Annotated in this window: 13 protein-coding genes and 1 pseudogene; 4 read left to right on the top strand and 10 right to left on the bottom strand. The window is 44.2% G+C overall.

Annotated features, from left to right (window positions below; genetic code table 11):
- Positions 1-191: 191 nt before the first annotated feature.
- Positions 192-518 (bottom strand): group II intron maturase-specific domain-containing protein, encoded by a 327-nt coding sequence (locus NYE33_RS13725; RefSeq protein WP_081970132.1) that lies wholly within the window; start codon positions 516-518, stop codon positions 192-194.
- 127 nt (positions 519-645) lie between these two features.
- Between NYE33_RS13725 and NYE33_RS13720 the strand changes: the two genes are divergently transcribed.
- Together NYE33_RS13720 and NYE33_RS13715 are read left to right on the top strand one after the other, a co-directional pair.
- Positions 646-1101 (top strand): helix-turn-helix domain-containing protein, encoded by a 456-nt coding sequence (locus NYE33_RS13720; RefSeq protein WP_231575201.1) that lies wholly within the window; start codon positions 646-648, stop codon positions 1099-1101.
- Between the two features lie 136 nt (positions 1102-1237).
- Positions 1238-1858, top strand: coding sequence for a transposase (locus NYE33_RS13715; RefSeq protein WP_341066102.1), 621 nt, complete (start codon positions 1238-1240; stop codon positions 1856-1858).
- 13 nt (positions 1859-1871) lie between these two features.
- On the opposite strand, the gene ltrA is transcribed toward NYE33_RS13715, so the two are convergent.
- The 3 genes from ltrA to NYE33_RS13700 all read right to left on the bottom strand — a co-directional run bounded on the left by ltrA (position 1872) and on the right by NYE33_RS13700 (position 5714).
- The gene (ltrA, locus tag NYE33_RS13710) at positions 1872-2885 is read right to left on the bottom strand and encodes a group II intron reverse transcriptase/maturase (protein ID WP_081970552.1); all 1014 of its coding nucleotides are present in this window, start codon (positions 2883-2885) and stop codon (positions 1872-1874) included.
- Between the two features lie 726 nt (positions 2886-3611).
- A complete protein-coding gene (locus tag NYE33_RS13705) occupies positions 3612-5087 on the bottom strand; it encodes a methyl-accepting chemotaxis protein (RefSeq protein ID WP_042139179.1) in 1476 nt (491 codons plus the stop codon).
- Positions 5088-5714, bottom strand: coding sequence for a hypothetical protein (locus tag NYE33_RS13700; RefSeq protein ID WP_042139180.1), 627 nt, complete (start codon positions 5712-5714; stop codon positions 5088-5090). It lies immediately after the preceding gene.
- Between the two features lie 222 nt (positions 5715-5936).
- Here NYE33_RS13700 and NYE33_RS13695 point away from each other — a divergent pair, with 222 nt between their 5' ends.
- Together NYE33_RS13695 and NYE33_RS13690 are read left to right on the top strand one after the other, a co-directional pair.
- Entirely contained in the window at positions 5937-7121 is a 1185-nt protein-coding gene (locus NYE33_RS13695) for a helix-turn-helix domain-containing protein (protein ID WP_042139181.1), read from the top strand.
- Between the two features lie 137 nt (positions 7122-7258).
- A complete protein-coding gene (locus NYE33_RS13690) occupies positions 7259-9676 on the top strand; it encodes a glycoside hydrolase family 3 N-terminal domain-containing protein (RefSeq protein ID WP_042139182.1) in 2418 nt (805 codons plus the stop codon).
- Between the two features lie 28 nt (positions 9677-9704).
- Here the strand turns inward: NYE33_RS13690 and NYE33_RS13685 are convergent, their stop codons facing one another.
- The 6 genes and pseudogenes from NYE33_RS13685 to NYE33_RS36505 form a co-directional block, all read right to left on the bottom strand.
- Positions 9705-10955, bottom strand: a complete 1251-nt coding sequence (locus NYE33_RS13685) for an AraC family transcriptional regulator (RefSeq protein WP_341066099.1) — start codon at positions 10953-10955, stop codon at positions 9705-9707.
- Between the two features lie 140 nt (positions 10956-11095).
- Positions 11096-11332, bottom strand: coding sequence for a hypothetical protein (locus NYE33_RS13680; protein ID WP_042139184.1), 237 nt, complete (start codon positions 11330-11332; stop codon positions 11096-11098).
- Positions 11333-11359: 27 nt separating this feature from the next.
- Positions 11360-11809 (bottom strand): hypothetical protein, encoded by a 450-nt coding sequence (locus NYE33_RS13675; protein ID WP_042139185.1) that lies wholly within the window; start codon positions 11807-11809, stop codon positions 11360-11362.
- A gap of 92 nt (positions 11810-11901) precedes the next feature.
- Positions 11902-13323 carry an MFS transporter gene (locus NYE33_RS13670; protein ID WP_042139186.1) on the bottom strand — a complete coding sequence of 474 codons (1422 nt, stop codon included), beginning with the start codon at positions 13321-13323 and terminating at the stop codon, positions 11902-11904.
- Positions 13324-13531: 208 nt separating this feature from the next.
- A pseudogene (locus NYE33_RS13665) lies at positions 13532-13840 on the bottom strand (SDR family oxidoreductase); the annotation flags it as partial.
- Positions 13804-13926: a hypothetical protein gene (locus tag NYE33_RS36505; protein ID WP_269323287.1), complete on the bottom strand. Its 123-nt coding sequence runs from the start codon at positions 13924-13926 to the stop codon at positions 13804-13806. The pseudogene NYE33_RS13665 and the gene NYE33_RS36505, both read right to left, overlap by 37 nt.
- Positions 13927-14031: the final 105 nt, after the last annotated feature.

The raw sequence follows: 14031 nt of genomic DNA, 5'->3' as shown, positions 1-14031 counted from the left end.
CTACTGTTATTTTAGAAAACGCTCGCAGAAAAGTATTGCATTTATGTACCTTTAAATATATATTCGTGTCAATATTGAAAGGGGTTACAAAGAAATCAAAATCTGAACATAAATAGAGTAGGCCCATGTCAACGACATGGGCCTCTCACAGATCCGTACGTGCGGGTCATCGCATACGGCTCTTCCGACAGTTATCCCCTTTGGGGATGAAGGTTATTGTAAATCTCCATCAAACTACAAAGTTTTATTTCCTCAAACCACGTATTTGGCATGGCATACTGCGCGTAGGTCGAATGGGAGCTGCGCCAGGCCGTCATCCGCAGACCCGGTAATTCCTTGTCCCAGCCCCTACGTCTCATTTCCCGATGCAGCTTTCGTATCTTCTTCCAGCTTCGCAGTTGGACCGCTCGAAGTCGCCTCCGTATCCACGCATCCCATCCTTGAAATCGCTTCTTTACATCCCCAATTCCGAAATAGTTCCCCCATCCTCGCAAGTACGGATTCAACTTCTTCTTCACTAGTACAGCGTAGCTGAATCATTCCTGCAGTTCAATAGCTCCAAAAATGTGTAAGAGATCGTAAGAAGAAAACTCTTACAAAGGAGTTGGAACGTGTGGTGACCGGTCCTAAAAAACAGAAATAGCAGTGAGCGAAGAGCAACGTTATCTATTGGAACAACTGATCCGGCGGCGCAGTACGCCTCAATATTTGGTCAAGCGTGCCCGAATCGTACTGGAATCGGTTGAAGGGATCAGTAACAGTGAAATCAGCCGACGACTTCCTCTGGATCGCCCACAAGTCACGCTATGGCGGGAACGCTGGGTGTGCCAGTATCCGCGGTTATGTCTCATCCAGCAGGAACATCCCGAAGAGCTAGAGGCCGCAGTGATTCAGGTTCTTCGCGACGAGCCCCGACCCGGCACACCGCCAACCTTCACCGAGCAACAAGTCGTGCAAATCGTTGCGATTGCCTGTGAAGATCCGAAGGCTTGCGGACGCCCCGTGAGTCACTGGACTCCGCGTGAAGTCCGGGATGAAGCGATGAAACGAGGCGTGGTGGAGACGATTTCCGTCCGGCAGGTCGGTCGTTTTTTAAAATGAGGCGGATCTTCGTCCGCACCGCTGCCAGGGGTGGCTGAATGCCAAACCGGAAGACCCCGTGGTGTTCGCCCAAAAGACCCGAGACATTTGCCGACTCTACCGGTCGACACCGCTGCTCCACTCGTTTGGCGTACACGTGGTCTCTCTTGATGAAATGACAGGCATTCAGGCGTTAGAGCGACTTCATCCCACCTTGCCGATGAAACCCGGCTTGATCGAACGTCGGGAGTTTGAGTATCTTCGTCATGGCACCCTTAGCCTCATTGCAGGTTTTGACGTGGCGACTGGCCAGATTGTGGCGTCGTCGATGGGGCCGACCCGGAACGAAACGGATTTTGCAATGCAGGTGAGGCAACTGGTGGAAACCGATCCGGAAGGGGAATGGATTTTCGTCGCTGACGGGCTGAACACCCACCACTCGGAAAGCTTGGTCCGTTTGGTGGCAGGCTACTGTCATCTGGTCGAACCTCTCGGTCAGAAGGGCTCGTTTGGCATTCTGATGACCGAAGCAAGCCGAACTGCATTTTTGGCCGACTCCAGCCACCGCATTCGGTTTGTCTATACGCCTAAACACTGTTCATGGCTGAATCAAATTGAGATCTGGTTTAGCATTCTGGTCCGTAGACTTTTAAAGCGTAGCAGCTTCAAAAATACACTGGATTTACAGAAGCAAATCTTTCTTTTTGTGGCGTATTTCAACGAAACAATGGCAAAACCCTTCAAGTGGACCTACGCGGGTAAGCCCCTCTGTGCCTAAATGAAGGTTTATTTCAGCCGTGATGTACTAGTTGCTCAATATCCACCGTTTGGTTTCTTCGCGTGATTTCTTTTATCCGTTCCTTAAACTTCTCCACGGCTTTCGGGGTCGGTCCTACATACTTGCCGGGCTTGAACTCGTGGCCCAAGAAAACAAACCTTTCTCGTTTACTATTCACGATTCGAGTCTTTTCCGGATGTACTTTCAACCCCTGTTCCTTTTCTAGCAGTTTAACGACACTTCTAAGCACGCGTTCCGCCCCTTTTTGGGTTTTGCAACAAATGACAAAGTCGTCCGCATACCGTACGAGGCGATGCCCTCTTTCGGTCATGACTTGGTCTAGTGGATGCAGATAGATATTCGCCAGTAACGGGCTTATGACTCCTCCTTGGGGAGTGCCTTGCTCATTGATATGAAAGTTTCCTCTGTCCATAATCCCGGCTTTTAGAAATCCCTCGATAAGCGTTAGCACACTTCCATCCGTCACTTCTTCCTTTACCATCCCGAGAAGTTTCTCATGAGGGATCGTGTCAAAGTAGGCTTTCAAATCCGCGTCAATGACATATCGGTATCCCGCTTGTAAGTACTCACGAATCTTTTGAATTGCCAGATGCGCACTTCGTCCCGGACGAAATCCATAGCTGCATTCCATGAATTGCGATTCGTAGATAGGCTCCAGAATACGTTTCACGGCTGCCTGTACCACGCGGTCTTCCACCGTGGGAATGCCTAACGGCCTTTCCGTCCCGTCTGCTTTTGGGATATACATGCGTCTTACCGGCTTCGGTCCATAGCTTTTCCTCTTCAGCTTCTGCTGGAGCACTTCTAGATGGTGCTCCAACTCCCTGCCGTACGCTCGAATCGTTACGCCATCCACACCCGCTGCTCCGCGGTTTCGCTTGACTTCCCGGAAGGCTTCCTCCAAATTTAACCTCGCCCAAATCTTGTCGATGAGGCTATACCACTTCCGTCCTGACGGATTCTTTACACCTCCACGTGGATGTGCGTGTTGCTCGTTTCCCTCCATATTCGTTTTCCTTCCCTTGGGCTTCCCCGTTTGGTAGCCTTTCGGCAATCTTCGGTTTTCCCCTTAGTACTCGCCCCAGACGGCCTACCCGAATGTTCGACCCCGGCTCTACGCGCTTCTTGGCTCCCCGGCTTCTGTCTGGCATATAGAGTTTTTTTTCCCACATCTCATCTTTTGCGGACAGACGGGCTTCGCGTCAAGTCTTCGCCTTTTGGGTCGAAGCTTGCACCAACGACTTTTTTTTCTAGGTTCCTCGCGTTGCTTCACTCGCCATTACGGCTTTTCCGACGAGTTTACTCACTACTATCCCCTGCTCTGACTTCTTACCGCCCGTAGCCCTATTCTTGTCTGTCACAGACTTGAGTAGAGGTTACCGCCTTGTGGGGACGATAAGATCTCCTTGGGTCACGTCATCGCCCTTTCCCCCAAATCCAGTCCTCTTAACCTGCAGAGCTACGGAATGGTATTGGACGTTCCTTTCCTTTGCAAGGTTGTCCTGCTCTGTCGGCCAACTTGGTTCTGCCGTCTGTTCCGGGGTTTGCCTTCTAATCCTCCGCACCCTTCCTCACGGACAGAGCACTATTAGTCAGCTATGTACTTCCGCCATCTCACGGTATACTCGGGACTTTCACCCGTTAGCACGATGCGCTGCCAAGCGCACAAAAGGCTGTCAAGGGGTTCTCGACAGCCTAAGGAACGCTAATATACAACTCAAATTCTAAACGTTCAGGAAGCTTGCTGTTCTTCCTTCGTTAAGAGGTTTAACTGAGTAATTAACCCGTCCAATTTCTGAAATGATATCACGATGTTATCAACCATTTTTTGTTGTTCTTCCATACTCGCCAGAATCTGTTCGACGGAAGCGCTGGACTGCTGCGTTACACTTGAAATAGAGGTGATCTCCTCGACAATATTTCCAGCGGATTGGCGGAGTAGAAGGGTCTTGTCTTCCACCTGTGAGGATTGCTGCACTACATTCTTAGTATTAAGCCTGATCTGCTCCAACAACTCGCGAGAGGTTAGGGCCAAATTTTTACTTTGGTCCATGGCAGTCCTGCTCTGGTGTATTTGCTCGGTTAATAATTGGCATGATGAGCTGATACTTCTAACAACCTCCCCAATGTCTGCAGCTGCTGCTCTGGAATTCTCGGCCAGCTTCTTCACTTCGTTAGATACAACGGCAAAACCGCGTCCATGTTCTCCCGCTCTTGCAGCTTCTATCGCTGAGTTAAGAGCCAGAAGATTGGTCTGAGTCGCAATATCGGTAACTCTTGCAAGCATACTCTCAATTTGCTTATTTTGATAATTAAGCTTATCCATGAACTCTGCCAGTTCTCTAATATTGTTATCCACCTGAAGAATTTGCCCGCTAAGTCTGTCCATATGTTCATGACCCTGGTCTGTAAATATCTCCATATCTACGGATAACTTATTCATCTCAACTGCATTATCAGCTACTATGGATATATTTTGCTCTGCCTCAGTTACGGATTCACTAATGTCTACCACACTCGAAATTTGCGATTCCATTCCCTTTGCAACCTCACCAAAACCGGCTGTCACCTCTTGTGTAAGCTTGCCGGTTGTTTCCACATTATTTCTGAGATTCGTACTAAATTCCGCCAGAAGTACTGCAGATTTACTGATCTCCTCGAACAAACGCTTGACCTGGGTGCTGCTTGCGATCGCTTGCTCCATCCGTTCTTCAGCCTGAAAGAAAAGCTGCTGGTTCAGCCGGGCAACGGTCACGGCCGCTGTTAAGGTAAAGAGTGGAATAATTATTGAAGAGGAAGCTTCTAACAACAGTTGATTTCCCCCGTTAAGAACACCCCTATTCACAGCATCTACCATAACAAAAGTGAACACAATACAACTATAAATCAACGAGAGTCTATAATTGGGATAGATCAACATGAATACAACGCCAACCATAGCAATCTGAAAAAACAATCCTGAACTGACATTGCCAACAGATACAGCCAGCATAAAAATCATAAGTACGTAAGGAATGACCTTAATAAATTTCTGGCGCTTATTGGCAATATAAATCGAGAGACTAAGGACTATAAAGCCAACCGCATTAATTAAGCTTGTTACTGAAAATTGAAGGATTACCACTGTAACGCTTATCGCTGTCAGAAACCAGAAAATTCTATTAACGAGTTTGTTGCGCTGTAAAAACACTTCTTCAAGTCTTGTCATCTAGATCACACTCATATCTGATTTATATAATTTCACCTGGCCTGTAATACCAGACAGACTGGAAATTTTGCTTGCATCCATTCTGGAATTAATGCCATGGAGGTAATAGGTTTCACGTTCCAGATTGGTCGCCACTTCAATGACAAGTTTGTTGTCTCCTTCTTTTACCAGAGCAGAAATATCATACTGGTATGGCGGTACAATCTGGATACCTGCACTGTGACCATTTACGAATACCTCAACACCCTCGGCTGCGTTCGTAACCTCCAGAACAAGCGATTCATTCCCGTTTGACATAAACATATTCTCATATCTCACTAACCCGGAGAACTCAGGCATTTCTTCTGCAAGATGATCCGGCAACTGTACCTCTACCTCATCTTTGAAATTCGGATAATCAATATTTCTGCAGATACTACGCTTCCAATTTTCTGGAAGTGCCAATTCCATCCCGGTTACTTTAACGGGTTCAACGACAAGTTCCTCACTTGCATCATCAAATATAATAATCAAGCTCTTGCGGGGGTGAAGTTCCACATGGATCTCTATTCCATTAAGAGTAGATACCGCTTCAACTGCCTCTATACGATTGTCCCAGGCATTATAGGCATTATGAATGGCTTGCATATATTCCCGTAGAACCGCTTCTTCTTCTCCATGCTGCCAAAAGAATGGAAGGATATAGTTACTTCCTCTGCCCTATAATAATTCCTCTACTTTTCGATTCATGGTAAACCCCTCCCTACCAACCTCTGTATATCTTATTTTAGTAACCGTTTGCAATTTAGTATTGCATATTTGTACCTTGAATTATAAGATTGTGTTATCTTTCTAAAAGGAGCATCAATCATGATCGATATCAACGTCTTCTGTGAATATCTCTATGCTTCTTCTTATATTCCTATTTATTTGTATGATGGTACGGAATTAACCACCAGCTATCCGGATCAGAATCCGGATACACTGCCCCCATCCGCCTACCTGTCAGAGCTGTGGGAAACAGACAAGCCAGCAACCTATACTTTGACTCAGTTTTATTCCTATTACGGGTGCATCAAGATTAATGATAGTAACTCCTGTATAGTCATCGGTCCTGTTAACGACTTCCCTTATTCCCCCGATTCCCTGTTAGCCATGAGTAAGGAGTTTTCCATTACAAAGTCCGAATTTGAAAATTTTGCTGAGTTTTTCCGGAACATCCCTACACAAAATCTGGATAATTTCATTAAGACGCTGATGTTTATCCATTACGCACTGAACCATACCCAACTTACTAGACAAGAGGTTGAGCATGCGGCAGATCACCAGACAGATAAGTCCATAGATCAGAAATATACAGAGCGATCTTATGAGGCGAAAGAAGAAGGACTCTTATATAACAGCTATGCTATTGAAAAAGAATTGGTCCGTTTCATTGAAACAGGAAATGTCGAAGGATTGAAGAAATCTGCCAGCCGGGCCAGAAACTCAAAGCTTGGCACCATTGCTCATAACAATCTCAGACAATGGAAGAATACGTTCATAGTAGCCGTCACTTTATACTCCCGTGCGGCCATGAAGGGCGGTCTCACACCCAGTCTTGCATATCAGCTGTCCAATATTTATATGCAGCAGGCAGAACGATTAATGGATGTGGAAGATGTGAAATCCCTTTTAGCCCAAGTTCAGATGGATTATACAAACCGTGTTGCTAATTCCATCGTTCCCATCACGGCAGATAAAGTCCTTCATCAGGTCGTACAATTTGTCCGCGAGAATACCAACAGGCATATTACCGTTGCTGAAATTGCTGAGCATGTAGGCTTCAGCCGCCCATCCCTTTCACGGAAAGTGAAAAAGGAACTGGGCTTTGAGCTAAGTGCTTTTATAAAGAATTGTAAGTTAGAAGAAGCTAAAGACTTATTGTCATTTACAGATAAAAGTCTCAGTGAAATCAGTAATTATCTTAGCTTTTCAAGCCAAAGCCACTTTCAGAAATCGTTTAAGGATCAATATGGCATCACGCCTCAAGCTTACCGGAAGTCTGTGCATTAGAAACCGACTATTTAACCAGCTCTGAGAATATGAAAGCCATTCAGATACTATATAAATCAACCTGGTACAATATTTATTTTCCTTTGTTATTTATACTAGTGACGTAACATTGTCATAATATGAAGGGAGATGCTTAAATGGGAAAGAAAAATATTTATCTTGATCCGGCAAAATCAATCTCTGAACGTGTTGAGGATCTGCTGTCACTCATGAGCTTAGAACAAAAGATTGCGCAGCTGCAATGTACATTTATAGGCATGAGAGGTACAGAAAAGGCTCTTGATGAAGCATTTCCTCATTCCATCGGACATGCCACGGCTATGATCGGGAAGGGAACTTTAGAAGCTAATATTGAGTTTTCCAAAGAAACCCAGGATAAGGTTCTCTCAAAGAATGATTTACGAATACCTTTATTATTGCATTGTGAATCCGTTACAGGCGCCAATCTGGCGGATGCCACTATCTTCCCCTCAGCTATAGGATTAGGGGCTACGTGGAATCCTGATACAGTTCATAGCATGGCGGATACCATTCGCAAGCAATTGCTTTCCGTCGGTATACGTCATGCACTTTCTCCGGTTATGGATGTTGCAAGAGATCCGCGTTGGGGAAGAGTAGGTGAAACTTATGGTGAAGACCCAACATTATGTGCTTCTTTAAGTGTGGCCTATACTAAGGGATTACAAAGTGATGATTTAAAGAATGGAGCGGTAGCCACTGGCAAGCATTTCTTGGGTTATGGTTTTGGTGAAGGTGGTCTGAATATGGCGGCAAACCCGATACCTTCCAGAGAACTTCGTGAAGTATATGCAAAGCCCTTTCAAGCTGCTATTACTGAGGCTAATCTTGGTTCTGTAATGAATTCATATGGCTCTATTGATGGTGAACTGATTATTACCTCAAAGGCAATTTTAAATGATCTTTTACGTAATGAGATGGGATTTGAGGGAACAACAGTAGCCGACTATATGTCCATAAATAAAGCAGTAGATTTACAGATTCAGAGCAATGCCACAACTGCTGGTATCGATGCTATAAAAGCCGGGCTGGATGTCGAACTTCCCACACCATACGGATATACAACGGAAATGATAGAGGCCGTTAAAAGCGGTTTGCTTGATGAGGCATATATTGACAAAGCTGTTCGGAGGGTGTTATCAACGAAATTTGAGCTTGGTTTGTTCGAAAATCCTAACCCCCGGGAGGATCTGGTGGAGGAAGCTTATGACCGCAAACTCACAGTTCCGTTGAGCCTGAAGGCAGCGCAGGAATCGATTGTCCTCTTGAAAAATGATGGCCTCCTCCCTCTGCGAAAAGACGTGAAGAGAATAGCCGTCCTTGGTCCTCATGCGGATTCAATTCGTTTGCTCTTCGGATGTTATACCTATCCCGCCATGCTGGATATGTTCCTCAGCGGAAGTATGTCGGATATGGCTGGATTAGAAGCTAACCGTAAGGAAACCGAAAACGAATCCAGCCACAAGTTGGAAGATTATTATGAAGGAAGTACAGTGCGCAAGGATACCCCTGCTGCAGTAGGTGCGATCAACCAGTTATTTGCCCATAAGACGCCTACTATTTTGGCCTCCATTAAGGCTAAGTGTCCGAATGCTGAGATAACGTATGTCAAAGGTTGTGACATATCTGGAACAGATCGCCGCGGCTTCGACGAAGCTGTTCATGCAGCGAGAAATGCGGATATCGCAATTGTTACAGTCGGAGGAAAATACGGGTGGGGCAACAATTGCACGACAGGAGAAGGAATCGATACCGATCATATTGGGTTAACGGGCGTACAGGAAGAGTTGGCCAAGGCTGTATTTGAATCAGGAACCCCTGCAATATTGGTCCATATGGACGCCAAACCGCTCTCCAGTGAATATATCAGCAGCAATTATCCGGCTATACTGGAATTCTGGTTCCCGGGAGAAACCGGCGGACAAGCGCTGGCTGATGTATTATTCGGAGATTACAATCCGGCAGGGCGATTAGCAATGACCGCGGCCAGAAACGCCGGCCAAATCCCTATATATTCTTCCCAAAGACATGGTAGTGGTTATGCCAAATCTCAGGGAATGGTCTTAAATAAATATGTTGAGGGAAAGAAAACTCCGCTGCATTATTTCGGGGAAGGACTAAGCTATACAACCTTCTCATATTCAAACCTGAAATGTGACCCTGCAGTTAGAGCAGAAGGAACACTTCATATTTCTGTTGACGTTACGAATACGGGTAACCTTGATGGAGAAGAAGTGGTTCAGGTCTATGTCTCGGATGTACTTTCTAGCATGCTCAGACCGAATAAAGAATTGGCTGGTTTTAGAAGAGTACTGATCCATGCAGGAGAAAAGACGACCGTTCATTTTGAAATGAAAGCCAGCCAGTTCGCCTTCCTAAATAGTGAAATGCAATGGGTAGTCGAAGCAGGACAAATGCTATTAAGTGTTGGCTCTTCATCTGAAGATATTCGCCTAAATGCTGCTTTTGAAATCGAGAATACGGCTTCTATCCTTGGTAAGAGCAGAGGATTCTACGCAAAAACCTGGTCTGAATAAAATTATTATACTGAAAACAGTTTCTTGCCTACAAGAAATTGTTTTTAGTTTTCAAGCGATAACGTTTTGGTGTAATTTTCTGATAGCGTTTAAAGACTTTAATAAAATGACTTTGATCATAAAAATTGAGATGATTTGCTATTTCAGAAATTGATAAATCAGAATGTAACAGCCATTTCTTGGATTCATGCACTTTTTCTATAAGGATGTGTTCTGAAATGGATACACCCACCTCTAGTTTAAATAATCTTGAAAGATAGCTTGGGTTTAGATTTACCATATTAGCTAGTTCATGCATCTCAATCTTCTGGTATAGATACTTATGAATATATTCTTGTGCTTTGTACACTGGCTGTGAGTATTGGGTTTGTTTGATTGTTCGCACACGCTTTGCGTACTCTATACTAACTTCCTTCAGCACCCCAAATAGATCATTAAAGTCAACTGTGGATTCAATGCGCTGAATAAAAATTTCACTTAGAGTGTAGGCCGTTTCTGAATCCAGTCCCCCGTCTATGGCCGCCCGGCATGCTAATGTTACTGCAGTAATCGCCAAATTCTTATCATTTCGAACTTTATTGTTTTTGGCTATGACCGGCAATTCAACTTGTTGTTGTTGATTGGCATCATGTAACCGTTCAATTTCTTCCAAACGTCCGCCTTTTATCAAATTCAAAAACACTTTTTCCTGGTAATATTCGTGATGGTGCTTTCCCATTAGCCGCTCTTTTAACATCGAAGATTCTATACCCGTTTCATTTACAGCAGCTTTTTTGTCAGAATAATTATGAATGGCGATTTGATTTACATCTAGCCTAACCTTATAAAGCAAGTAGTGAAATAATTGAGCGATATAAATCATTTTGGAACTATCATGTAAAGGCAGTGAAAGTAAGTATCCCTGGACGGCCTCCTTTTCACCAATAGAACCCTGACATTGATCTATTAACTGATTTATTATGTTACTAGTTATTTTCGTTGTGACAGATGGTCCCAGAGCGAAGCTGATAGATGATTTCCCTATACTGCTTGTCTTAAGGCAGATATAATGTTCGACACCATTTAAAGTCACAATGAAAGGAATGCCGCATAATTCATTTTGAGCAAAGAGTTGTTCAAATATAAGGTTACAATCGGAATACAGCGGGTGCTGTGGGACAACGGAGTTAAATGGATTATGAAGATTACCACCCATTATTTTTGTTAATACCATTCCTGTATTGAAAATTAGTAGTTGTGCAATATAGTTCAGTTCGTTTTCATCCCAGTTTTGAAGCATCTTAACTACCCCTCACCTTAGTGATAACATACAAATCTGATTAACAAATCCTGTTTAACCAAAGAACCAAGAAAAAGTCCCAGCAGGAGACATGCGCTGCTATAGCACATTCTCCCTGCTAGGACGTTGTAATGCCAACCCTATTCGTTCTTTGCGTATTCAGAGAAGTGGACAGATTCTTCCTCGTTGCTACACACAATTTGGCCTCCGGCGTAGAGAGAAGAGTCGCTATTTGCTATAGATTGCAGTAACAATTGAGTTAGAAGTGACTTCAAATTAAGCACATCGCCTTCATCGGTTTTGTAATACACATCATCCTTGCATAATTTCGCCTTGCTGATCAAATCCGACAACTTCACACCATCTTTTAAGTACATAATATATCCCTTCTTTCTATTATTATCTTATTTCGGCTCCTCGTTACGTCTCATAAAGGAGGCCGCAGCTCCCCTCATGTTCTTGATCATTTCTTGCATGAGATCCACTTGTACTTCATCCGGATATTCCGCAGGACTCCATTCTTCTTTCCATTCAAACAGGCATATCCTCATTGAATTTGATCGGCAGCCACACATTAGTTGCAAGAGCAGTATTCGTTTTACCCGTGGCTGCAACCTCCATGGTTGTACCATCCACCGATCCCCTAAGGCCATATATAACTCCTTGCCTGGAACTTTGAACACACTGCTGAACTGACAATTAAAGCTATCATTATTGCTGTCGTCTATACACGGGTTGCCAAGTACATTCCACGGTCCATGAATCAAGTCTGCTGTGGCAACCTTACTCGGGTTAGGGAAATAATCGGTAGTACCTGAGGTAATCAAATAGAACTTCCCATCTTTGCGGAACATACAAGAAGCCTCTCTTGAGAATGGGGCACCCTGATGTGGAAAATGAGCCGTGTAATGGCCAGCAACATCTGTGTAATCACTGGTATAATTTTCTATTCCTTGACATCTTCGTCTTGCTTATTTCTTCGCTCTTCGAGTTCCTTAGTAATTTGAGCTTGCTTATCCTCAGTAAGATCAAACCAATACACGGATAATGTAAACAGCATAGCAACGGCCGGCACAACACTCATTAGTATCTTAAGGCCAAGCAATGTTCCGCTGGTTTGTTCAACTCCGCTTTGATATCCGATCACAGCCAGCATTCCGGCAGTTATAGCACCCGATATAGCGGTTGCAAAGGTTTGTAAAAAACCCTGAAATGAAGCCATAAATCCGTTTACGTTCTTTTTGGTCTTCCATTCTGTATAATCCATTGCAGCAGGCATCATTGTACCCTGGGCCGGACTTGAGATTCCTGCAAAGAAAGCGATTACAGCGGCTAAAACCATATACATAATCACTCCGATAGATGAAGGGGGAAGTGCGATAGCAGCAGCCGTTCCAATGACACCTACAACGCCGGAAATAACCAGATTATTTCTGATTCCTACACGTTTCGTGAATTTTGAACTCAGCGTTACACCAAGCATTGTCGGAAGCAGACTGACCAGTCCGACAATAGCTAATAAGCTTTCATTATGAAAATAATATTTAAAATAATAAATACTTGCTCCCGATCGAATACCGTTAGTTAAATTCACGCCAAAAACAAACAGATATACAATAACAGCCGTTTTGTTAGTAAAGACAGACACAAACATTTCTTTTAATGAGGGACCTTTTTCTTTTTTGACCGGCTTGACAACATATCTTTCTTTAATCGAAATCTGCTGATACATGGCTATTAATACGCTTACAACAGCGAAGCCTCCCATAATCAGCGAAAAACCCCTGGCATCATTTCCGCCCCCTAAAGCTTTATAAAGAGGCTGGACCGCTATTTGCGACAGCAATGCTGCAATAATAACGACAAAATATCCGATTTGCCCCATGGATAATCTGTCATCAATACTTTTTGTCATAGCAGGTTTAAGTGCAGTTGTAGGCGCTGAAGTAACTGACAGGAATATACTATAAAGTACATAAGTAATGGTGGCATATACTACTTTTCCATCAAAACTTATATCCGGAACGGTATAGGTTAACCAACCCATAATACCTGTTCCAATACCAATCGCTATTACCCATGGCTTGTACTTCCCCCAAGGCGTTGTCACTTTATCAATAAAAATTCCGAATACCGGTGTCAAGACTGCATCAAGAATACGGGTACCCAAAAACATTCCTGCTACATAAGCCGGACTAATTTTCATGATGTCCGTATAGAAAAACAGTAAGAATAATTGAACTACTTGCAGGTGAAATGTTGCAGTACCGTCAAGGACGGTAGCCGAGAATTTTTCACCAAACTTTAGTTTTCGATCCAGGTCTCCTCCGACAGCATTTACATTAGTAACTTTCTCAGTTGACAGCATATGAACTTCCACTCCTTTATTCGCTATATGCTGATTTTAGCAAACGCTTTCTTAATCGGTATTGCATCTATGTAACATTGAATACACAATAGTGTCCTTCGCGAAAAAATAACTGATTTACTGCTTGTCTGCGCGCAAATACAAAGAAAAAAGCAGCCGCCTATATAGGCATGCTGCTTCATTATGATCGTCACAACCAAATCAGATATTAATAAGCTGTCCAGCCTCCATCAGCTGCAATCATAGCTGCATTAACAAAACTGGAATCCTCTGAAGCAAGGAAAAGGGCAACAGTCGCGATTTAAATAGGCTCAACCGGCTCGGACCGCTGAGTTCCGGCACATTCCCTGAACGTTTGCATACCGTTCATATCGATATTCCCCAAAGAATGGGCTATTGGGGTACGCACGCCGCCGGGCGCAATGGCATTACAGCGGATTCCGGACTTGGCGTACATATAACCGACATTCTTGGTCAGGCCTACCATGCCATGCTTGGCAGACGTATAGGCAGCGCCTCCTTTACACCTACGGCTGTGCCTCCGGCCAGATTGATCCAATACACTACCTCAGTGATGGCATCCCCATTCAGGTCCGCAACCACAACCTTGGCGCCTTCTTTTGCATAGCTCCGCTATACCCGAACAGTATCCAGAGGATTTCTCTCATCATCCCTTAATCCGGTACAGGAGTGCTCACACATACGTCC

Origin of the sequence: Paenibacillus sp. FSL R10-2199 (assembly GCF_038000235.1) — a bacterium.
Taxonomy (GTDB): domain Bacteria; phylum Bacillota; class Bacilli; order Paenibacillales; family Paenibacillaceae; genus Paenibacillus_AQ; species Paenibacillus_AQ phytohabitans.
Note: the sequence above shows the minus strand (reverse complement) of the source record. Positions and strands in the feature narration are given on the sequence as shown.

What these genes read in the sequence shown, in the direction of transcription:
- ltrA (WP_081970552.1), bottom strand. Translation starts at nt 2,885, where the DNA reads ATGGAGGGAAACGAGCAACACGCACATCCACGTGGAGGTGTAAAGAAT.
- NYE33_RS13705 (WP_042139179.1), bottom strand. Translation starts at nt 5,087, where the DNA reads ATGACAAGACTTGAAGAAGTGTTTTTACAGCGCAACAAACTCGTTAAT.
- NYE33_RS13700 (WP_042139180.1), bottom strand. Translation starts at nt 5,714, where the DNA reads ATGCAAGCCATTCATAATGCCTATAATGCCTGGGACAATCGTATAGAG.
- NYE33_RS13695 (WP_042139181.1), top strand. Translation starts at nt 5,937, where the DNA reads ATGATCGATATCAACGTCTTCTGTGAATATCTCTATGCTTCTTCTTAT.
- NYE33_RS13690 (WP_042139182.1), top strand. Translation starts at nt 7,259, where the DNA reads ATGGGAAAGAAAAATATTTATCTTGATCCGGCAAAATCAATCTCTGAA.
- NYE33_RS13685 (WP_341066099.1), bottom strand. Translation starts at nt 10,955, where the DNA reads ATGCTTCAAAACTGGGATGAAAACGAACTGAACTATATTGCACAACTA.
- NYE33_RS13680 (WP_042139184.1), bottom strand. Translation starts at nt 11,332, where the DNA reads ATGTACTTAAAAGATGGTGTGAAGTTGTCGGATTTGATCAGCAAGGCG.
- NYE33_RS13675 (WP_042139185.1), bottom strand. Translation starts at nt 11,809, where the DNA reads ATGTTCCGCAAAGATGGGAAGTTCTATTTGATTACCTCAGGTACTACC.
- NYE33_RS13670 (WP_042139186.1), bottom strand. Translation starts at nt 13,323, where the DNA reads ATGCTGTCAACTGAGAAAGTTACTAATGTAAATGCTGTCGGAGGAGAC.